Origin of the sequence: Streptomyces sp. cg40 (genome assembly GCF_050320165.1) — a bacterium.
Lineage (GTDB): Bacteria > Actinomycetota > Actinomycetes > Streptomycetales > Streptomycetaceae > Streptomyces > Streptomyces hokutonensis.
This window is the reverse complement of record NZ_CP190128.1, coordinates 3015720-3036626: the sequence shown is the minus strand read 5'-3', so window position 1 is coordinate 3036626 and position 20907 is coordinate 3015720. Positions and strand designations below refer to the sequence as shown.

Sequence of the window (20907 nt, the reverse complement as noted above, 5' to 3'; positions counted from 1 at the left end):
TTCTTACCCGACGAGCGACGTCGTCGAAGGTTAGGTAAGAACTCTGAGAGGACCCGCTAAAGAAGCTGAGGTTTAGCTGAGTGACCGGTGGTGCGCAAGAGGCCACGGTGGTTCGTCATGAACTGTTCATGATGCCCGCGAAGACCGCCCCCGCGTCCCGCAGCCGTGCGTGCAGTCCGCGGAACACCTCGGCCGAGCGGATGCCCGGCCAGTCCCGGGGGAGCAGGGCGGCGGGGAGGCCGGGGTCGACGTAGGGGAGGTGGCGCCAGGAGTCCAGGGCGAGGAGGTAGTCGCGGTAGGCCTCCTCGGGCGGGGTGTCCGCGCGCCGCTCCCAGTCGGCCAGCACCCGCGCGTGGCGGTCGAGGAACGCCTCGTGCTCCTCGGCGATCGCGGTCAGGTCCCACCAGCGGGCCACGGCGTCGGCGGTCGCCGCGAAGCCGAGGTGCTCACCGCGGAAGAAGTCCACGTACGGGTCGAGTTGCAGCCGCCCGAGGATGTGCCGGGTCTCCTCGTACAGGCGGGCGGGGGCGATCCACACGCCCGGGGCCGCGGTGCCGAAGCCGAGGCCGGACAGCCGGGAGCGCAGGACGTGCCGCTTCTGCCGTTCGGACTCGGGGACGGAGAACACCGCGAGCACCCAGCCCTCGTCGCCGGAGGGGCCGGCCGCGTAGATGCGCCGGTCGCCGTCGTCGAGCAACTGCGTTGCCTCGGGCGAGAGTTCGTAGCCGGCGGCGCCCTGGGCGGTACGGGCGGGCACCAGGAGCCCGCGCCGTTTGAGCCGGGACACCGACGAGCGCACCGAAGGCGCGTCGACGCCGGCGGCGGCCAGGAGCCGGATCAGTTCCGCGACCGGAACCGGGCCGGGCACGAAGCGGCCGTACGCGCCGTAGAGCGTGACGATGAGAGACCGTGGAGCATGCTGGTCGGACACGTTGATCATCTTAGGTCGTCAGCATCACTGCTGGTCACCTGGGGTACGCAAGCTGAACCTTCACGGTTCGAAGATCACCGTGGGCAGCGCGTCCGGGAAGACGATCACGCGGGGTCGGTCGGGTGCGAAGGGTCAGGCGGCGACGGCGAGCTGGTCGGCCGGTACCCGGTGCGGGGCGACGATCCGGCCGTCGGGGAGCAGCAGGCCGCTGTCGTCGAAGACGATCGCACCGTCGCACAGCAGCGTCCAGCCCTGCTCGGGGTGGGCGGAGACGACGTGCGCGGTGTCGGTGTCGGTCACGGGGCACGAGGACTGGTGGGAACACATGGCGTACCTCCACGTCGGATGCGATCCGTTCCGGCGGCTCCTTCGCCGCCCGCATCGCATATACAGACCATCCCCCCGCCGCGAACTCATCGGAACAGGCTGCTGTGAAGCGTGACAACACGCGGACAACACTCGGACGGTTCCACGACGCTCGGTGCCAACTCGCCACCGAAGGAGTGACGATCACGGGAGTCGGGCCGCTCGACCGGTACCAGTGGACACCTCTGCTTCGGATACTTCAGGAGGTCTTCCCATGTCCCTGCGTTCCGTCCTCGGTTCGGCGGCCGGTGCCGCGCTGCTGCTGGTCGCCGCCGCTCCCGCCGCGACCGCGTCCGCCGGCCCCTACGAGACGGTGACGGTCGACCCGACGGGCAGCATCGCCCCGGACGGCACCGTCACCCTCTCCGGCACCTACCGCTGTCTCGGCAACTCGGGCCCGGCCTACGTCAGTTCCTCCGTCTCCCAGGGCGACTCCGCGGTCCGGCACGGCATCGGCGGCACCCGTGCGGTCTGCGACGGCATGGAGCACAGCTGGGCGAACTCGGGCAAGCCCTCGTCCGACCCGCTGAACCCCGGCCCGGCCCACGTCGAGGCCACGGTGATGGAACTGTCCTCGCAGGGCGGCCTGCCGCTGCCCCGCTTCCACGCGGTGCAGCACCAGGACATCACCCTGACCGAGAGCTGAACCCGCGAGCGCGGAACCACACGCCTCCGGCCCGCCACCCTCAACGGGGGCGGGCCGGATGCGGGTTCGGCCGGTCAGTGCTGGGTGTTGCTCGCCCAGATCGCCGTCGAACCGGAGTAGATCACCATGTTGCCGTCGCCCTGGAGCCTGAGGTAGGCGCCGTTGTGGCCGGCGGTCTGGCTGGCCCAGACGGGCTGGTTGGACGACGTGTAGACGACGAGGTTGCCGTCCGCCTGGAAGACCGCGTGGTAGTTGGAGCCGAAGGTCATGGTGGCCCAACGGGGCTTGTTGTTCTCGTCGTACAGCACGAAGTTGCCGTCGGTCTGCATACGCAGCCGCGCCTTGTTGGCGTTGATCGACTGGCCCGCGCTCAGCACCCGGGTGGCGTTGACGCGGACGTCCGACGGGTAGCTCGACGTCGTGGTGGAGCCCGACTTCGTACCGGACTTGGTCGTGGTGGACTTCTTGGTCGCCTTGGGCGTCGCGGTCGGCTTCTTCGTCTTCACGGTCGTCGGCTTGCTCACCGGCTGCGCGACGGTCGTCTTCCCGGACTTCCCCGGCGAGGTCTTGTGCGGGGTGGCGCTCTTCGGGGTGGCGTGCTGCGCGGGCGCGGACGGGCTGGACGAGGCGAATGCCCCGGCGCCCTGCGTCGCGCCGTCGCCGAGGATCGTGCCCGCCTGGTCGGCGACGACCCGGTCGTGGTTCTCCGGCGTCCTGTCCCGGCTCATCAGCAGCCCGGGTACGGCGATCAACAGCGCGCCGAGCACCGCCGCACCGGCCAGCAGCGGGCGGCCCGGGCGGCCGACGGACGCCGCCGCCGTGTCACCGGGGGTGGGTCCGTCCCCCTCGGGGACGCTCGCGGCCACCGCCATCGCGGGTGCCTCGGGCTCGGCGGTTTCCTTCCGTGCCGTTCCGGCGGAGGAGGACTCGGGGCCGGTCGGCCCGTCGGGTTCCGCCGTCCTACGGCTCCCACCGGCGAGCGCCTCGGTCTCCGCGGCCGGGATCGCGGTACCGCTCAGCTGTGCCGCGACGGACTCCGCGGAGACGGTCCCGGCCGAACCGGCCGCCCCCGAGCGGGACTTGGGTGCTTCACCCGCCGCACTCGCCGTGCTCGTCGCCGCGGATTCCCCGGTCGCCGAGGGCGACGCGGTGGTGGTCTCCCCGGCCGATGCCGCCGCCGGGTTCGCCGACGCCGCTTCGCCGGCCGGGGTGGCCGCCGCCGAGCTCTCTGCCGCCGTCTTCCTCGCGGTCGGTCCGGTTCGGTCTGTCATCCGCCCTGTCCGCCCCAATCGCCCAGCAGTTCGTCGTACGCCTGTATGGACAATCCTTTCACGCGCATACACGCGCGTGCGCCAACGGCGGTTCCTTTCCCGGGAGTTAACAATCGTCACGCACAAGCTGAGGCGCTGGTACGGCTGTTGCGGGACGGCACATAATTTGCCGTACGGCATGATGGGGTTGGCCGCAACCGACAGGTGCCGACACGAGGAGGTCAGCTGAGTGCGCCAGGTACTGACGGTCTGTCCGGAGGGCACCGGGGACGCCCGGACGATCGGAGAGGCCCTGGCCAGGGCGCGCGGAGGCGCGGTGCTGAGTGTGCGCCCGGGGACGTACGAGGAGAATCTCGTCGTCACCACCCGGGTGACCATCGTCGCCGAACAGGCGCGCGGCACCGTCCGGTTGGCCCCGCGCAAGGGCATCGTGATCTCGCTGCGCGTGGACGCGGTGATGCTGACCGACCTGGTGGTCCAGGGACACGACGAGGAACAGCCCGCCGTGGACGCCTCGCACGGGCAGGTCGCGATGCAGGGCTGCGATCTGTCCGGCGCCTCGTGGACGACCGTACTGGCCCGCAACTCCGGCTCGTTGGCGATGCGCGAGTGCCGGGTCTCCAACCGCACCGGCGCCGGCGTCGTCGTCACCTCGCCGACCGAGAGCTCGCTGGAGTCCTGCACCCTCGAACACCTCGGCACCAGCGGGGTGGTGATCGGCGAACGCGGCCGGGCCACCCTGCGCGGCTGCACGATCCGGGACGCGCGCGGCAACGGCGTACTCGCCAACGGCGACGCGCAGGGGTCCGTAGAAGACTGCGATCTCGCCTCAACGGACAAGCCCTCGCTGGCACTTGAGGAGCGCAGCGCGATCCGGGTGCTGCGGACCGTGGTCCGCGACACCTCCATCGGTGTGCATGTGACCAGCTCCGCCCGCTGCGAGCTGGAGGAGGTGCGGGTCACCGGCTCCAGCGGCCCCGGCATCATCGTCTCGCACGGCAGCGACCCGGTGCTGCGCCGCTGCCGCACCGCCCGCACCACGGGCAACGGCCTGCTGGTGACGGACCGTTCACGCGGCACCTACGAGGACTGCTGGCTCACCGGCGCTCAGATGGCGGCACTTCGGGTCGCCGGCGCCTCCTCGCCCACGCTGACCTCGCTGACCGTCCGGGACGGCGAGTCGGACGGCGTCCTGCTCGAAGAGGACGCGGCGGCCGAGCTGGAGCGCGTGGAGATCATCGACGTCAAGGGCGCCGGTGTGGTGATCCGCGGCAACGCCAACCCGCTGGTGCGGCGCGCCCGCATCACCGGCGCGGGCGGCTCCGGCGTCTCCGTGCGCGACGGCGGGCGCGGCCGGGTCGAGGACTGCACGGTGGAGGCACCGGGCGGCGCGGGCGCGGAGATCGCGGCGGGCGGCAACGTCTATCTCGCCGGATTCCGGGTCAACAACCCCGGCGGCGCCGGACTGGAGATCGGCGGCGAGGGGACGGCCGCGCTCCGCGACGGCGAGCTGGTCTCGGCCGGCGGCTGCGGTGTACTCGTGGACACCGGCGGCGAGTTGACGGCCAACCGGGTGCGGACCGCAGCCTGTGCCGAGCACGGCTTCCTGGTCCGCGACGGCGGCCGGGCCTCCCTGAACGGCTGCGAGGCGGCCGGCAACGACCGCGACGGCATCCGCGTCGAGTCCGAGGCACCCGTCTCGGTCGTGGGCTGCACGGTCCGCGACAACAAGGGCGGCGGCCTCGTCCAGGCCAAGGCCGGCGGCCGGCTCGCCGTGGAGAACCTCACCAGCACCGGCAACGAGTCCCGCGACGCCTGGGGCTTCGGCGAGGCCGAGGGCACCGACCCGGCGGGCACCGTACCGGAGTCGGAGGGGCCGGGCCGCCCCGACGGACCGATGGCCGCGCTGGAGGGCCTCATCGGCCTCGACAACGTCAAGGAACAGGTCCGCACCCTCGTCAACCTCACCCAGCTGGCCGCGCGCCGCGCCCAACTCGGCATGTCCGCACCGCCGATGAGCCGCCACCTGGTCTTCGCCGGCCCGCCCGGCACCGGCAAGACCACCGTCGCCCGCCTCTACGGCACGATCCTCGCCGAACTGGGCGCCCTGCGCTCCGGACACCTCGTCGAGGTCTCCCGCGCCGATCTGGTCGCCCAGGTCATCGGCGGTACGGCCATCAAGACCACCGAGGCCTTCGAACGGGCCCTGGGCGGCGTCCTGTTCGTCGACGAGGCGTACACCCTCACCTCCGACTCCCGTGGTTCCGGGGCCGACTTCGGACGCGAGGCCGTCGACACGCTGCTGAAGCTGATGGAGGACCACCGCGAGGACGTGGTCGTCGTCGCGGCGGGCTACTCCGACGAGATGCGCAGCTTCCTCGGCTCCAACCCCGGTCTGGCGTCCCGCTTCTCACGCACCGTCGAGTTCGAGAACTACTCCGTGCCCGAGCTGGTGGAGATCATGGAGAGCATGTGCGTACGCCACCAGTACGCGCTCGCCGACGAGACCCGGCACGCGCTCGCGGTGCACTTCGAGCGAATACCGAAGGACGCCGGGTTCGGCAACGGCCGTGCCGCACGGCAGGTGTTCGAGGAGATGGTGGACCGCCAGGCCGTACGGCTCTCCGCGCTCACCGACGTCACCGAGCAGGACCTCTCGCTGCTGCTGCCGCAGGACATCAGCGAGGAGGCGGCCCGCACCGCCGCCGACGGACCGAACGCGGTCGACCCCGGCGACGACGCGCTCAGCAGGCTGGACGCGCTGGTCGGACTCCACGCCGTGAAGCGGGACGTCACCGACCTCGTCAACCTCGTCTCCACCGCCAAGCAGCGCGAGGCCGCCGGACTCCCGGTGCCCCGCCTCAGCCACCACCTCGTCTTCACCGGCCCGCCCGGCACCGGCAAGACCACCGTGGCCCGCCTCTACGGCGAACTCCTCGCCTCCCTGGGCGTGTTGCCGCGCGGCCAGCTCGTCGAGGTGTCCCGCGCCGATCTCGTCGGCCGATACGTGGGCCACACTGCGCAGTTGACCCGGGAGGTCTTCGAACGGGCCCTGGGCGGCGTCCTGTTCGTCGACGAGGCGTACACGCTCACCCCGCGCGAGGCGTCCGGCTCCGACTTCGGGCGCGAGGCCGTGGACACCCTGTTGAAGCTGATGGAGGACCACCGCGACAAGGTGGTCGTCATCGTCGCCGGCTACACCCAGGAGATGGAGACCTTCCTCGCCTCCAACCCGGGCCTGTCCTCCCGGTTCTCGCGCCGGGTGGAGTTCGCCGACTACTCCTCCGACGAACTGGTCACCATCGTCCGCGAGCACGCCGTACAGCTCGGGTACGAGTGCGCCGCCGGACTTGGACCGGTCCTGCGGCAGCACTTCGACGCGCTGCCCCGCGACCGGTCCTTCGGCAACGCGCGCACCGCCCGCCAGATCCTGGAGCGGATGATGACCCGACAGGCCGGACGGCTCAGCAGACTGGCCGTCCCCAGCCTCGACGACCTGCGCCTGCTGCTCCCGGAGGACCTCGCGGATCCGGCGCCCGCCTCTCCCTCCTCCAGCGGGGCGGCCAGGGCATGACGACGGCACACGGCAAGGCCTTTGCCGCCGCGCTGGCGCTGCTGCTGACCGCTTCCGCGAGCGCGCTCGGTGCCGGGTCCGCCGCGGCGGCCGGGACTACGGTCCGACTCCCCGTCCTTTCCACGCGGTTGGACGCCGACGCGGCGTGCGCGGCGGGTTCGTCGGTCCGCGCCACCGACCTGCCATGGGAACAGGTCTCGCTCCAGCTCACCCGGACCTGGCCGTTCGCCTCGGGCGCCGGGGTGACCGTCGGCGTGGTCGACACCGGGGTCTCGGCCTCCGCACCCGCGCTCAAGGGCCGGGTCACGGCGGTCGACGACGCCGGGACCGACTGCGTGGGACACGGCACCTTCGTGGCCGGGCTGATCGGCGCCGCCGTAGCCGATGGTGTGCGGTTCGCGGGGGTGGCGCAGCAGGCGCGCATCCTCGCGGTGCGCGGTAGCGACGCGCGCGGCGCGGTCACCGCGGAGCGGGTCGCGGACGGCATCCGGGCCGCGGTGGACGGCGGGGCGAAGGTGGTGACGGTGTCGGCGGCGCTCGCGGCCAACACCCCCACGCTCCGCTCGGCCGTCGCGCTGGCCGCGAAGAAGGACGTTCTGCTGATCGCCGCCGCCGTACCGGACACCCCGGCGACGGCGACCTCGGCGACGGACAGCCCGCCCGCCCGCGACTACTACCCGGCCGCCGACGACGGGGTGCTCTCCGTCCTCGACGTCGACGTGGACGGCAAGCGGCCGACCGGCGCGTACACGACGTCCAGTGCCTCGATCGCCGCGCCCGGTGACGGAGTTGTCGGCATCGGCCCGAAGCAGGACGGCCACTACATCGGCTCGGGCGCGTCACTGGCCGCCGGGTTCGTAGCGGGGGCGGCGGCGCTCGTGCGCTCCGTCCACCCGGACCTGACGGCCGCCCAGACCGCGACCCTCCTGCGCACCTCCGCGTACCCGGCCGACGTACCCCGCCTCGACCCCTACGCGGCGGTCACATCGGTCCTGACCAGCGCCTCGGCACCGGCAGCCGCCGCCCCAGCCTCCCCTGTCCACCTCCCGGCCGACAAGGCCGCCGGCCCGCTCCGGCGCGCCCTGTGGCCGGCTTCGGCGGGCCTCGCCGTGATCATCGCGGTGGTGTGGCTGGGGCTGGTGCTGCCCCGGGGCAGGCGCCTGGGCTGGCGGCCGTCCAGGCCGTCGCTGCCTGAAGGTACGGCGGAGAGTGCGGAGAGTTCGGTTCCCGCCGGCGTCGGCGCCCAGGGGACCACGGAGAACTGACGACCGAGGGGCGGGAGCCAGCAGTCGGCTCCCGCCCCTTCGGTCGACTTGCCTCGTCCGCCCGTTACTCCTCCGCCCCCGCCGCCAGCGCCGTCTGGATCAGCGACGGCTTGCGGCGGACGATGTGGAGGGCCCGGCCCGGGGGGAGGACCCGGGGCTTGACGTTGCCGAAGACGTAGCCCTCGGACGGGGAGCAGGACATCAGGATGCCGGGGGTGTTGACCTCGTCGAGGCGGCGCAGGAGCTGGTCGTTGAGGCCGCGGCCCGCGCCCGTCGCCGAGCGGGCGACCACCACGTGCAGGCCCAACTCGTGGCCCAGGGCGAGGTGTTCGAAGAGCGGGGCGAAGGGGTGGTCCATGACCGTGCCGCCGCCGACCATGTCGTAGTCGTCGACGAGGACGAACAGGCGGGGGCCCGTCCACCAGTCGGCCTGCCGCATGCGGGCCGGGGTGATCTCCTGGCCCGGGACGCGGGTGCGGAGGGCCTTCGCGGAGCCGCCGACCAGTTGCTTGAGGGCCTCCAGGGCCACCGCGTGGCCGAGGCGGTACTCCTCGGGGACCGCGTCGACCAGACCGCGGCGGTAGTCCACGACCAGGATGCGGGCCTCGGCCGGGGTGTAGCGGGCGACGACCGAGTCCGCGACCAGCCGGAGCAGGTTGGTCTTGCCGCTCTCCGTGTCGCCGACGGCGACCAGGTGCGGGGTGCGGGAGAAGTCGTGCCAGACGGTGCCGAGGGTCTCCTCGTCCTGGCCGAGCGCCAGCTTGAGGCTCTGGCCGTCGCCGAGTTCGGGCTCGGCGAGTTCGGCCGCGGGCAGCCGGTGCGGGAGCATCCGGACCTGCGGGGCGCGCGGCCCGTGCCAGGCCGAGGCGATCCGGTCCACCAGGTCCGCCACGCCCTCGCTGAGGGTCTCGGGGTCGGTCGAGCCGTCGCCCCGGGGGAGTGCGGACAGGAAGTGGAGTTTGGTCTCCACGGTGAGACCCCGGCCGGGGATCTGCGGCACCGCGCTCGCCTTGCGGATGTCCACGACGGAGTCCATCGTGTCGCCCAGCCGCAGCTCCAGCCGGGTCGCGGACTGGTCGCGGACCGGGGCGGTGAGCTCCAGCCAGCGGGCGGTCGCGACGATCAGGTGAATGCCGTAGTTGAGGCCGCTGGTGGCGATCTGGTTGAACGTCGGGATGTACTGGTCGAAGTTCTGCCGGACCGCCGACCAGCCGTCGATCACCAGGAAGATGTCGCCGTGCGGCTCGTCGGGGAACTCCCCGGCGGCGCGGCGGCGCCGGTAGGTGGACATCGAGTCGATGCCGTTGTCCAGGAAGAACTGCTCGCGCTGGGTGAGGACGGCGGTGACCTCGGCGACCGTACGGCTGATCCGCTCGGTGTCGAGGCGGGCCGCGACCCCGCCGACATGCGGCAGACCGGTGAGCTGGGAGAGCGTGCCGCCGCCGAAGTCCAGGCAGTAGAACTGCACTTCGCGCGGGGTGTGGGTGAGCGCGAGCGCCATGATGAGGCTGCGCAGCACCGTCGACTTGCCGCTCTGCGAGCCGCCCGCGACGGCGACATGGCCGCCCGCCCCGGCGAGGTCCACGACGAGCGGGTCACGGCGCTGGTCGAACGGCTTGTCGACCAGGCCGACCGGGACGCGGAGTTTCCCGGCGCCGTTCCAGCGGTGTGCGGTCAGCCCGCGGTCCGGGTCCTCGGCGAGACCGCCGAGCAGGGTGTCCAGCGGGGACGCGGTGTCCAGCGGCGGCAGCCACACGCGGTGCGCGGGCGGCCCTGAGTCGCGCAGCCGGTCGAGCGCCACCGCGAGCAGGCTCTCGGCGTTCTCCTCCGCCTCGGGCTCCGGGACCGCGATCGCGGCCGGCGCCGGAGCGCGCGGCACGATGTACCCGGTCGACCAGGGCACCACCTGCGTGGCGACCCGGGCCTGCGCGACGGCACCGCCGCGCCTGCGGTACGGACCGGAGACGTAGGCGGCACGGAACCGGGTGAGGGCCTCGATGCCGCTCTTCAGGTAGCCGCTGCCCGGTTGGGACGGCAGTTCGTACGCGTCGGGGACACCGAGGACACCCCGGGACTCCATCGCGGAGAAGGTGCGCAGACCGATCCGGTACGACAGGTGCGACTCCAGCTGGTGCATACGGCCCTCGTCCAGGCGCTGCGAGGCCAGCAGCAGATGCACGCCGAGCGACCGGCCGAGGCGGCCGATCATCACGAACAGCTCCATGAACTCCCGGTGCGAGGCGAGGAGTTCGCTGAACTCGTCGACGACGACGAACAGGCTGGGCAGCGGGGCGAGATCGGCGCCGCCGGCCCGCGCCTTCTCGTACTCCAGGGCGGAGGTGTAGTTGCCCGCCGACCTCAACAGCTCCTGGCGGCGGATGAGTTCACCGTGCAGCGCGTCCTGCATACGCTCCACCAGGGCGGCCTCGTCGGCGAGGTTGGTGATGACGGCGGAGGTGTGCGGGAGTTCGTCGAGGCCGAGGAAGGTCGCACCGCCCTTGAAGTCCACCAGGACGAAGTTGAGTGTTTCGGAAGAGTTCGTGAGCGCGAGACCGAGCACCAGGGTGCGCAGCAGCTCCGACTTGCCGGAACCGGTCGCGCCGATCAGCATGCCGTGCGGGCCCATGCCGCCCTGCGCGGACTCCTTGATGTCCAGCTCCACGGGCCGCCCGTCCGCGCCGACCGCGACCGGTACGCGCAGCCGGCCGGACCCGGTGTGCCGCCGCCACAGCGTGTCGGGGTCCAGCCGGTGCAGGTCGGCGATGCCGAGCAGGGTCGTCAACTCGGTGTCGTTCGAGAGCGGTTCGACCGCGTCGGAGGACAGGCTCATCCGGTACGGCGCGATCAGCCGGGCCAGCGACTCGGCGGCCACCGGACCCACCCGGTCGGGGCGGCCCAGGACCGTGGTCTGCTCCTTGCGGCTGCGGTCGGTGCGCACCAGCGCGACCGCGTCCGGCGTCACGTCCAGGCGCAGCGTGGTGCGGCCGGGCCGCCAGGTGAGGGAGTCGGAGAGGTCGAGGACGATCGCGTTGCGGTAGCCGGGCCCGTCGAAGCGGTGGCCGGACGGGACGGCCGCGCCGTCCACCACGACCACCACCAGCGGCTCGTCACGGCCGGGCACGGCGTCCGGGTCGAACGCGGGCCGCTCGGAGAACTCGCTGCCAAGCTGGTCCTCCAGATCGGTGAAGGCCGAGGCCACCATGCGCAACGGGCCCGCGCCGTCGGTCTCTTGGGGGTGGTGGTTGTGCGGCAGCCACTTCACCCACTCCCACTCCCCGCGCACCTCGTCGGCGGCGCAGACCGCGATCCACAGCTCCTCCGGCGGGTGGAACAGGGCCAGTTGGGCCAGCGCGGCGCGCAGCATCCCGCGGCTCGCGTCGCGGTCGCCGCGCACCAACACCCTTGACCAGGACCGGAGATACAGCGCGATGGGCTGGCCGGGAACGGTGCTGTAGGCGCGGATGAAACGGCGCAGCGCGTGCGCGCACAGCGGTTCGAGGTCCTCGACGGGCTTGCTGGAGACGGGAGTCAGCCGCATGGCGAGCTGCTGGTCGCCGACCGCGATCCGCACCTCGCCGAAGTCGTCGTCCTTGACCCGGCGTTCCCACAGCCGCGTGGTGCGGACCATGGTGCGCAGCACCCGGGGCTCGGGGTGCCGCCAGGCCAGGGCGAGCTGCTGCTCGACCACGGCCCGCTGCACGGTACGCCGGCTCTGCGCCAAGTAGCGCAGATAGTCCCGGCGTTCACCGCGCAGCCGCTGCTTGCGGTCGCCGGCCTTGCGCATCACCTGACCGACCATCATCGCGCCCGCGGCCATCACCATCATGCCGAGCGCGAGGTACATGAAGATGCCGCTGGACTGACCGCCCGACCGCATGAACATCATCATCATCGAGACCGACATCATCGCCATCGGCAGATACGTCCACACCGCGGACGTGTCCGGGACGGTCTCCATGAGGGTCGGCGGCTCCTGGAGGACCAACTCGCCGGCGGGCATGTCGGGTCCGCGACGGCGGGCCGGACGACGGAACAGGACCACGCTCAACGCTTGGGGCTCCTAACGGACTTCGCGCACCGCGGCGGTACGTGGGGGGCGTGCACCGGATCAGGCCTCGGCACTTTCACGGTGGAGGATGCTGTCAACACCGTTCGTGGGGGCTCCCGTTGACAAGCGTCGTAGGGAGTGTCAGTAGTGTGCACCCCGTCAACTCTGTACGTCCATGTCACCCCCCGCATCACCAGCACCCTGTTCCCCCCACCCCGCACGCCGCGCCGCGTGCCCCCGTTTCGATGTCCAGGAGACGTGAGCCCCGGTATGACCGACACTTCCGTGACCGGACTGTGCCATCTGACCGTGCGGGCCCCGGCCCGCACCATCGACCTCGCCGTGCCGTCCGACGTGCCGGTCGCCGACCTGCTGCCCACGGTGCTGCGATACGCGGGGGAGGAGGCCGAGGAGACCGGTCTCGAACACGACGGCTGGATACTCCAGCGCCTCGGCGGCCGGCCGCTCGACGAGGAGGCGACCCTCGCCTCCCTCGATCTGACCGACGGCGAGGCGCTCCATCTCCGGCCGCGCACCGAGGCGTTGCCCGAAGTCCGCCTCGACGACCTGGTCGACGGCATCGCCGCCGTCACCCGGGACCGGCTGCACGGCTGGAGCCCGGAGGCGGCGCGACGGCTGCTGCGCGGTCTGGTCGCGGTGGCGGTACTGGCCGGACTCGTCCTGCTGGCCCTCCCGGGCACCCCGGCGTCGCTGCGCGCGGCCACCGCCGTGGGGACGGGCCTGCTGCTCCTGGCCGGGGCCGCGTCCGCGAGCCGGGCGGTCGACGACCCGGCGACCGGTGTCGTCCTGGGCCTGCTCGCGTCACCGGCGCTCGCGCTCGCCGGCTGGCTGGTGCCGGGCGGCGAACTGAGCGGTCCGCAGGCCCACCAGGTGCTGGGGGCACGGCTGTTGGGCGCGGCGGCGGCCTGGGCGGGCGGCGCGGTCCTGGCCCTCGCGGCCTCCGCGGCGCGTACGCCCCTGTTCCTCGCGTCGGCGCTGGTGGCGTTCGCGACGGCGGTGGGCGGCGTTCTGATGACCGTGTTCGACGTGCGCGTGGCGGCGGCGGCCGGGGTGATCGCCGCGCTGACCGTGCTGCTCGGGGGCCTGGTGCCCTCGCTGTCGTTCAAGTTCGCCGGGATGCGGATGCCGCCGCTGCCGACCACCCCGGAGCAGTTGCAGGAGGGCATCGAGCCCTACCGGGGCACCGACGTGACCGTGCGCACCGAGCTGGCCGGCGAGTGGATGACCGCGCTCTACGGCGCGACGGGCGTGCTCTCGTCCGCCTGCCTGGTCGCCCTGGCCCGCCGCCCGAGCCTCCCGGCACTGCTGGTCGCCCTGGTCCTGTCGCTGCTGCTGCTCCTGCACGGCCGGGGCCTGGTCAACACGGCCCAGCGACTGGTGCTCGTACTCCCGGGCGCGTGGGGCCTGTTGCTCCTCGCGTTCGGCTGGGGCCTGCGCCTGTCCGGCACCGAGCGGACCCTGCTGGTCGCCGGCCTGCTCGCGGTGGCGGCGGCGCTCACGGTCGCGGTGTGGACCGTACCGGGCCGGCGCCTGGTCCCGTACTGGGGCCGCGCGGCGGAGATCCTGCACTCCCTGCTGGCGATCGCCCTGTTCCCGCTGACCCTGTGGCTGCTGGGCGTGTTCGGCACCCTTCGCGGCATCTTCGGCTGACCGCCCGCGAGGGCCGACCCGACCCGACCAGAACCTGAACGACCGAGCAGGAGGAAAACGTGCGGTCGAAGCGCGACCAGGTGCAAGCGCACACGTTCATGATGGGCCGCCTGACCTCGGGCATGCTGCTGGCCGACCCGGACGCACCGGAGAGTCCGCTGGGCCGGACCAGCAGAGGTGCGCTGGTCGGCGTGATCGTCGGTGTGCTGGTCTGCGGCGGGGCGCTGGTGTTCGGGCTGCTCAAGCCGGGCGGCAACGACGCCTGGCGCAGCGGCGACACCCTGATCGTCAACAAGGACACCGGCGCCCGCTACCTGTACGCCGACGGCAGGCTGCGCCCGGTGCGCAACTACGCCTCGGCCGTGCTGATCGGCGGCTCCGACCTGAAGACCACCTCGGTCGGCTCGGCGTCGCTCGCGGGCACCCCGGTCGGCCGGCCGGTCGGCATCACCGGCGCCCCCGACTCCGTACCGTCGACAGGGGAGTTGGAGTCCTCGCCGTGGGAGGTCTGCTCCACGGGCTCGGGTTCGCAGACCACCCTCGTGCCGGGCGCCCCGGTGGAGACGGACCCGGTCGGCGCGAAGTCGGCGCTGGTGGTGAAGGGCCCGGACAAGCACACGTACCTGGTGTGGCAGGGCAGCCGGCTGGAGCTGGACGAGGACTCGGGCGCGGCGGAGTCCCTCGGCTACGCGCCCGTGACCCCCCGCCCGGTCTCGGCGGCCTTCCTTGACGCCCTGGTGACCGGCCCCGACCTGGCCACCCCGAAGGTCGACGGCCGCGGCACGGCGGGACCCGAACTGGGCGGCCGGGCCACCCGGATCGGCCAGGTCTTCCGCGTGGTCGCGGGCTCCGGGAACCAGGAGTACCTCCTCCAGAAGGACGGCCTGCACCCGGTGACCGACACCCAGTCGGCGCTGCTCCTCGGCGATCCGGACACCCGCAAGGAGGCCTACGACGGCGGGGCGCCGAACGTCGCCACGATCGATGTCTCCGACCTGCGCGCCCACCAGGCACCGGGCACGGCCGGGACGGACCCCTCGGTCGCCGGGCTGCCGGACAGTCCGCCCAGCGCGCTGGCGCTCGCGGCGGGGGAGTCGGTGTGCGCCCAGGTCGACCCGGCCGGCGGGCAGGTGCGGGTGACCTCGGTACGGGTCGCCGAGACCGCGCTCTCCCCGGCGGCCCAGGCCGACCCGACGGCACTCACCGCGGCCTGCGTGCCGGTGGACACGGTGGTGGCCAGGCCCGGACACGGCACGCTGGCAAGGGCGTTGGGCGCGGCCGGTGAGACGGTCGGCGACACCACGTTCCTGATCGGCGACGACGGAGTGAAGTACCGCATCCCGGACTCCAACGCGCTCGCCGCCCTCGGCTACGACGGCGCGACCCCGGTACGGGTGCCGTCCACCCTGCTGTCGATGCTGCCGACCGGGCCCGAACTGAGCGCCCGGGCCGCCGCGTCGGACTCGGGCGGGGCGGCACAGGCACCGGGCGCGGCGGCGCAGTGCGGGACCGGCGGGACGGGCCCCGGCGAGACCGGTTCGGGTCCCGCCGCGATCGCCGGGCGCGTCCCGGTGAGCGGTGGGGCCGGGGCGCCGCAGTCGGGTGTGAGTTCCAACTCGCTCCCGGCGGCAGGGAACTGACGAATTCTCGCCGATCGAGATCGTGTTCACGCCAAACTGGAATGGATCCAGAACCGTAACCCGCGGAGTCACGTGTTCCGGTCAAGTTGCCTAGCAGTAAAAGCATTTGACGGGAACCCAATGGCAACCTCAGATCTACCTCAGTTCGTTGCCGTCGCAACTTCCGTCAATCTAGGCTCAGTTGTACTCGTACTGTAGATCGACTGATGAAAGGTGGGACGATGGCTGGAGATGGCCAGCAGTCAAGCGAAGGCTCGACCCGGAACGGAATCCAGGCCCTGGAGAGCGCCTTCAGCGGCATCGTGAAGATCCGTCAGGACGTCGACAGCACCCGTTCCACCCTGGGCAGCGGCTACCAGGGCAGCGACGGCGGCCAGTACGGCCAGCTCCTCGCGCAGTGGGACGGCCAGTGCAACGTCATCCTCAAGAACCTCGAGGACGTCATCGACCGGCTGAACCAGAGCCTCGTGGAACACAACAAGACCCAGGGTTCCTCGAACGACTCCATCAACCAGGCGTACAACGCGGCCCAGTCGGCCTTCGACCAGCTCGCCGGCTGACCTCGCGTCCACGTCCGAATCCCCCCATCGCGTAAGAGAGGCAAGCTGTGGCAGACAACCTGTCCGACGGTGTCATCTACGTCAGCTACAACCACATGTCGAACGCCGCGGACGACATGGTGGCGCAGACCAAGGCGATCGCGCAGACGCTGTCCAACCTCGAAGCCGAACTCAGCGAGCTGTCCAAGACCTGGTACGGCAACGACGCCGACACCTACCGCCAGAAGCAGGCAGCCTGGGACGGCGCGGTACAGAACATGGAGACGCTGCTGACCTCGCACTCGCAGCTCCTCAACGAGATCTCCAACAGCTACAAGTACAGCGAGAACTCCCTCAGCCAGATGTGGTCCGAGGTCACCATCGGCCGCTGAGCCGCCCGGCTCCACCGCACCGGCCGGCCTCCTCGCGGCCGGTGCGGTCGTGCTCCTTCCCGTTCCGTCGCCGCGCCCTGCACCGGGCCCCGGCGCGTTCCGCCCGCGGAGGCACCCATGGCTGATCTGACCCACCTCGACTCGACCGCGCTGAAGAACTTCAAGAACACCGACATCGCCGACTTCATCAGCGATCTGCTGGCCATCCGCAAGGACACCCCGGCGGGCGTCCGGTCACTGAAGAACCTGATCGCCGAGACCGGTGCGGGCTCGGCCCAGGGCCTGGCCAAGATCCTGCGCATCGGCCTGATGAACGGCGGCGACAGCTCGGACCCGGTCGGCGGCGGCACGCTGGTGGAGGCGCTCAAGACACAGGCGACCGCACTGGACAAGATCCTGACCGATCACAAGACGCTCTTCGACGACATCGACGACGCGCTGGACGAGACGATCACCAAGCTGCTGAAGACCCAGGGCGACAGCCTCGACTCGATCGACGGCGAGAAACTGCTGGACATCTTCGACACCGTCGACGGCGACATGAGCGGCAGCGACTCGACGACCTGAGGCCGGTGCGTGGCCCGCCGGCTTCCGCCGAGCCCCGGGCCCCGCACTCCGGACCCCCCACCCAGTCCCCCTCCTCCTTCGCAGCGGAGTCCGCCTCATGGCCGAAACCACAACCGGGACCGCCAACTACGACCCGGACGACTACTTCGCCCAGGCCGTCACCGACTTCACCGGCTACACGATTCCGGCCCGGTCCACGCTGTTCAACAAGCTGAGCAGCTCGTCCAACGACGGCTTCGCCAACCTCAAGCTGTTCCGGATGGACATCCAGGGCATGGACATGAGGTCGGTGACCGCGGCCGACTACTCGGCGATCGGTGGCTGGCAGGTCAACTCCGGCGAAGACTACGACCTGGCCTTCTACGACGCCGGCGGCGACGGCGCGCACAGCAGCGTGGACATGAAGAAGGCGCGGATCGTGATGATCGGCGTCACCGTCGACGGGAACGGCCGCGCCACGCTCTGGAGCGGCGGCGAGATCACCGGCGGCGGTGCGTTCGAGGGCTCGTACTCGCACGTCCAGTGGGACTCGGGGCCGATGGCGCAGTACATCTCGGGCAGCAAACTGGTCCTCGACCACATCCTGGCGTCGCCCTACTCGACGCAGGGCTTCGAGTACAGCGGACTGTCGGTCATCGACGCCAACGCCGTCGACATGCTCTCCTTCGAGAACACCGGGCAGTCCTTCGACCGGGTGGTGCAGTTCTTCAAGGACCACTCGGACACCGTCAACCAGTGGATGACCTCGCTCGGCGAGGACCAGGCGGCCTGGAAGGGCAAGGCGGCCAGCCTCTTCTGGCATCTCCTGGACGAGCTGAAGACCAACTACGACGGCTACGTCTCCCAGTTGGGCGGCAGCGACTACACGGCGACCAACAGCACCCTCGGCGGCTACGTCCCGAAGTCGAAGCTGAGCGACGCGCTGGCCGCCGCACAGCAGGCGCTGAAGCAGGCGATCACCGACCTCCAGACCGCGTGGACCGACTGGGCGTCGGACGGCCAGCACGACCCGCACTACCACGTGAAGAAGATCCTCGACGGCATCAGCTCGTGGGTCATCAACAACAACATCAACCATGTGCTCGCGGAGGACTGGGCCAGCGGGGAGGCCAGCGGCACGACCTACTCCACCGACGCCGACTTCAAGCAGAACGTCCCCGACTACGGCGACCTCACCCAGGTGACCACCTGGCAGAAGGTCGCCGACGCCGCCGTCAAGAGCTGGTCGGACCACGCGGACTCCAAGCTCAAGCAGCCGGCCATCGACGCGCTCAGCAATGTGAAGAACGCCTGGGCCGATGTCGAGGACGCCTTCGCCCAAGAGGTCAAGAACAAGAACAACGAGACGCTCGCCGAGGTCCTCCAGAAGGAGGAGACCGAGATCGCCGAGGATCAGGCGAACGAGAACAACGAGAACCTCAACAACAGCCTGAACAACCTCAACGACAACCTGAACGACCTCGGCAACAACTTCAACGACCTCAACACCAACCTGAACGACAACCTCAACAACCTCGGGGACAACCTCAACAACCTCAACGACGGCCTGAACGACAACCTCAACAATCTCGGCGACGGCCTCAACAACCTCGGCACGAACCTCAACACCAACCTGAACGACAGCCTCAACAACATCGGCGACGGCCTGAACTCGAGCCTCAGCAACCTGAACGACGATCTCGGCAACAGCCTGAACAACGTCGGCAGCGGGCTCGACGACCTCAACAACAGCGACCTCGCCAACGCCGCGCTGAACACCCTCGGCCCGTCGCTCCTGAACAACGGCAACAACTCCACCAAGGACGGCTCGACCACCCTCAACTCCCCGACCGGGGGCACCACCCAGCTCAACGGCGACGGCACGCTCACCACCACGTTCCCGGACGGCTCCACCCAGACCATCGACCCGTCGACCGGCCTGGTCACCACCACCAACCCGGACGGCACCACCTCGGTCTCGCAGCTCAACCCGGGCAGCACCATCACCAACCCGGACGGCTCGACCACCACCCTGAACAGCGACGGCACCCTCACCACGAAGTTCCCCGACGGCACGAGCCAGACCCTCGACCCGACCACCGGCCAGGTCAGCACGCTCAACCCGGACGGCACCACCTCGCTGTCGCAGCTCAACCCGACCGCCGGCTCCTTCACCACCCCGGACGGTTCGACGGCCCAGCTCAACTCGGACGGCTCGCTGACCACCCACTTCCCGGACGGCTCGACCGAGACCCTCAACCCGGACACCGGTCAGGTCTCGGTCACCGACCCCTCGGGCCACGTCACCACCACGCACCTCAACCCGGGCGACACCTTCACCAACCCGGACGGCTCCACCACCACGCTCAACAACGACGGCACGCTCACCACCAAGTTCCCGGACGGCTCCGTCCAGACGCTGAACCCGGACACCGGCGCGCTCACCACCACCGACCCGTCGGGCCACACGACCACCACCGACATCGACGGCAGCGGCCTCCCCTCGTCCTCGATCGACACCAGCGGCCTCAACGGCAACAACATCGACACGAGCGGCATCGACACGAGCGGGCTGAACAACGGCAGCAGCCTCGACACCAGCGGCCTGAACACGACCGGTCTGAACAGCGGCGGACTCGGCGGCGGCAGCCTCAACACGTCCGGCGGCGGCCTGGATTCGGGCCTCGACAGCGGCTACGACGACTACGACAGCACGCCCTACACCGGCGGCGCGCTCCGCTCCGACGCCCTCGACACCAGCACCCTCGCCGCCGCCTCCACCGGCGAGCAGGCCGCGTCGGGCGGCACCCCGCTCAACCCGATGGGGATGGGCGGCATGGGAGGCGCGGGCGGCGGACAGGGCGGCAACACCGAGCGCACCCGCGCCGTCCTCACCGACCCGGCGGGCGGCTCCACCCGGCGCGGCCGCACCAACCGGGCGAGCTCCGTGGACGAGGACGAGGACGTCGTCTACACCCGGCCCACCACGTCCAGCGCCCCCTACCCGGTGGGCGGCCCCGGCGGCAACGGCGCGGGCCAGAACGGCCGTTCCACGGAGAGCGGCGACCGGGCCCGGGACGCGTGGCTCACCGAGGACGAGGACGTCTGGGGCACCGACGAGGGCGGGGCGCCGGCGGTGATCGGCCGATGAACACGGGACGTTCCGTCCGGGACCGCGTGCGAGGTGCCCGATGAGCAACGAGTCGATCGAGCAGCGGCTGGCCAAGGCGATGGCCGAACTGGAGGCCACCGAGGCCGCGGTGGCCCGCGCCGAGGGCGAACTCGCCCACGCCGAGAGCACGGTGCGCTCCGCGGACCGCTCCGTCGAGGCGACCGTCAGCGCACAGGGCGACCTGCGCGCGCTGACCTTCCTCGACGACAAGTACCGCACCATGCCCGCCGGTCAGCTCGCCGCGAGCGTGCTGGAAGCGGTGCAGGAGGCCCGGGCCCGGATGGCCCGGCACGTCATGGCCACCTTCGAGCCGTTCACCAAGGCCAACCCCGAGGCACCCGAGATCACGGGCTTCGACGTGGACTGGAACAAGATCTTCGGGCCAGGAGTGCTGGAGGGCCCCAAGGCCGGCCGACGGCGCGGAGCCGGCCGGCTCCGCGACGAGATCAGCGAAGACCCGGAGGACTGAGAAGAAGATGTCGAACGCCTACTCCGCCAGCCCGCCGGCGCTCGTCGCCGGCACCCGGCAGATCGAGCAGATCAGCCGGCTGGCCAACGAGATGATCAGCGAGTTCATCACCGACGTGTCGTCCACCTCCGACTGGCCCGGACACGACGACAGCTACGCCAAGCAGATGCGCCCGCAGGAGAAGCAACAGCGGGAGGGCTCCGTCACGACCGGCTCGTCCCTCTCCGAGGCCATCGTCAGCATCGGCGACGGCACCCTCACCAACCTCAAGAGCGTGCTCGGCACCCAGAACGGCGTCCTCGACGCCATCCACGACTCCAGCATCGACACGGGCGACACCAACTCCGGTTCGCACAACGGAAAGCACTGACGCGGCG

The 20907-nt window shown here is 71.2% G+C and carries 15 protein-coding genes; 11 read left to right on the top strand and 4 right to left on the bottom strand.

From position 1 onward, the window contains the following. Window positions 1-115: 115 nt before the first annotated feature. On the bottom strand, window positions 116-940 hold the full coding sequence (locus ACQHII_RS13160) for a PaaX family transcriptional regulator (protein WP_427919495.1): 825 nt from the start codon (window positions 938-940) through the stop codon (window positions 116-118). Window positions 941-1063: 123 nt separating this feature from the next. Beyond that, window positions 1064-1258: a DUF5999 family protein gene (locus tag ACQHII_RS13155; protein ID WP_019075394.1), complete on the bottom strand. Its 195-nt coding sequence runs from the start codon at window positions 1256-1258 to the stop codon at window positions 1064-1066. A 253-nt stretch (window positions 1259-1511) separates the two neighbouring features. On the opposite strand from ACQHII_RS13155, the gene ACQHII_RS13150 reads away from it, so the two are divergent. Next, window positions 1512-1943: a DUF6299 family protein gene (locus ACQHII_RS13150; protein WP_427919494.1), complete on the top strand. Its 432-nt coding sequence runs from the start codon at window positions 1512-1514 to the stop codon at window positions 1941-1943. A gap of 74 nt (window positions 1944-2017) precedes the next feature. Here the strand turns inward: ACQHII_RS13150 and ACQHII_RS13145 are convergent, their stop codons facing one another. Further along, window positions 2018-3214: a hypothetical protein gene (locus tag ACQHII_RS13145; protein WP_427919493.1), complete on the bottom strand. Its 1197-nt coding sequence runs from the start codon at window positions 3212-3214 to the stop codon at window positions 2018-2020. Between the two features lie 229 nt (window positions 3215-3443). Here ACQHII_RS13145 and ACQHII_RS13140 point away from each other — a divergent pair, with 229 nt between their 5' ends. Further along, complete coding sequence (locus tag ACQHII_RS13140) at window positions 3444-6788, top strand: right-handed parallel beta-helix repeat-containing protein (RefSeq protein WP_427919492.1); 3345 nt, start codon at window positions 3444-3446, stop codon at window positions 6786-6788. After that, window positions 6785-8053 (top strand): S8 family serine peptidase, encoded by a 1269-nt coding sequence (locus ACQHII_RS13135; protein ID WP_427919491.1) that lies wholly within the window; start codon window positions 6785-6787, stop codon window positions 8051-8053. The genes ACQHII_RS13140 and ACQHII_RS13135 overlap by 4 nt, the downstream gene beginning before the upstream one ends. Window positions 8054-8117: 64 nt before the next feature. Here ACQHII_RS13135 and eccCa read toward each other — a convergent pair whose 3' ends face one another. Beyond that, complete coding sequence (gene eccCa, locus ACQHII_RS13130) at window positions 8118-12053, bottom strand: type VII secretion protein EccCa (RefSeq protein ID WP_427925298.1); 3936 nt, start codon at window positions 12051-12053, stop codon at window positions 8118-8120. Window positions 12054-12371: 318 nt separating this feature from the next. Between eccCa and eccD the strand changes: the two genes are divergently transcribed. The 8 genes from eccD to ACQHII_RS13090 all read left to right on the top strand — a co-directional run bounded on the left by eccD (window position 12372) and on the right by ACQHII_RS13090 (window position 20900). Next, on the top strand, window positions 12372-13772 hold the full coding sequence (gene eccD, locus ACQHII_RS13125; RefSeq protein WP_427919490.1) for a type VII secretion integral membrane protein EccD: 1401 nt from the start codon (window positions 12372-12374) through the stop codon (window positions 13770-13772). Window positions 13773-13831: 59 nt separating this feature from the next. Next, window positions 13832-15412, top strand: coding sequence for a type VII secretion protein EccB (gene eccB / locus ACQHII_RS13120; RefSeq protein WP_427919489.1), 1581 nt, complete (start codon window positions 13832-13834; stop codon window positions 15410-15412). A 221-nt stretch (window positions 15413-15633) separates the two neighbouring features. Further along, the gene (locus ACQHII_RS13115; protein ID WP_033285066.1) at window positions 15634-15972 is read left to right on the top strand and encodes a hypothetical protein; all 339 of its coding nucleotides are present in this window, start codon (window positions 15634-15636) and stop codon (window positions 15970-15972) included. Window positions 15973-16019: 47 nt separating this feature from the next. Further along, a complete protein-coding gene (locus ACQHII_RS13110; RefSeq protein WP_133027746.1) occupies window positions 16020-16343 on the top strand; it encodes a WXG100 family type VII secretion target in 324 nt (107 codons plus the stop codon). Window positions 16344-16460: 117 nt separating this feature from the next. Beyond that, window positions 16461-16910: a type VII secretion system-associated protein gene (locus tag ACQHII_RS13105; RefSeq protein ID WP_427919488.1), complete on the top strand. Its 450-nt coding sequence runs from the start codon at window positions 16461-16463 to the stop codon at window positions 16908-16910. 97 nt (window positions 16911-17007) lie between these two features. Then, complete coding sequence (locus ACQHII_RS13100; RefSeq protein WP_427919487.1) at window positions 17008-20040, top strand: AAWKG family protein; 3033 nt, start codon at window positions 17008-17010, stop codon at window positions 20038-20040. A 40-nt stretch (window positions 20041-20080) separates the two neighbouring features. Continuing rightward, the gene (locus tag ACQHII_RS13095) at window positions 20081-20530 is read left to right on the top strand and encodes a YbaB/EbfC family nucleoid-associated protein (protein WP_427919486.1); all 450 of its coding nucleotides are present in this window, start codon (window positions 20081-20083) and stop codon (window positions 20528-20530) included. 7 nt (window positions 20531-20537) lie between these two features. After that, window positions 20538-20900 (top strand): hypothetical protein, encoded by a 363-nt coding sequence (locus ACQHII_RS13090; protein ID WP_427919485.1) that lies wholly within the window; start codon window positions 20538-20540, stop codon window positions 20898-20900. Window positions 20901-20907 lie beyond the last annotated feature (7 nt).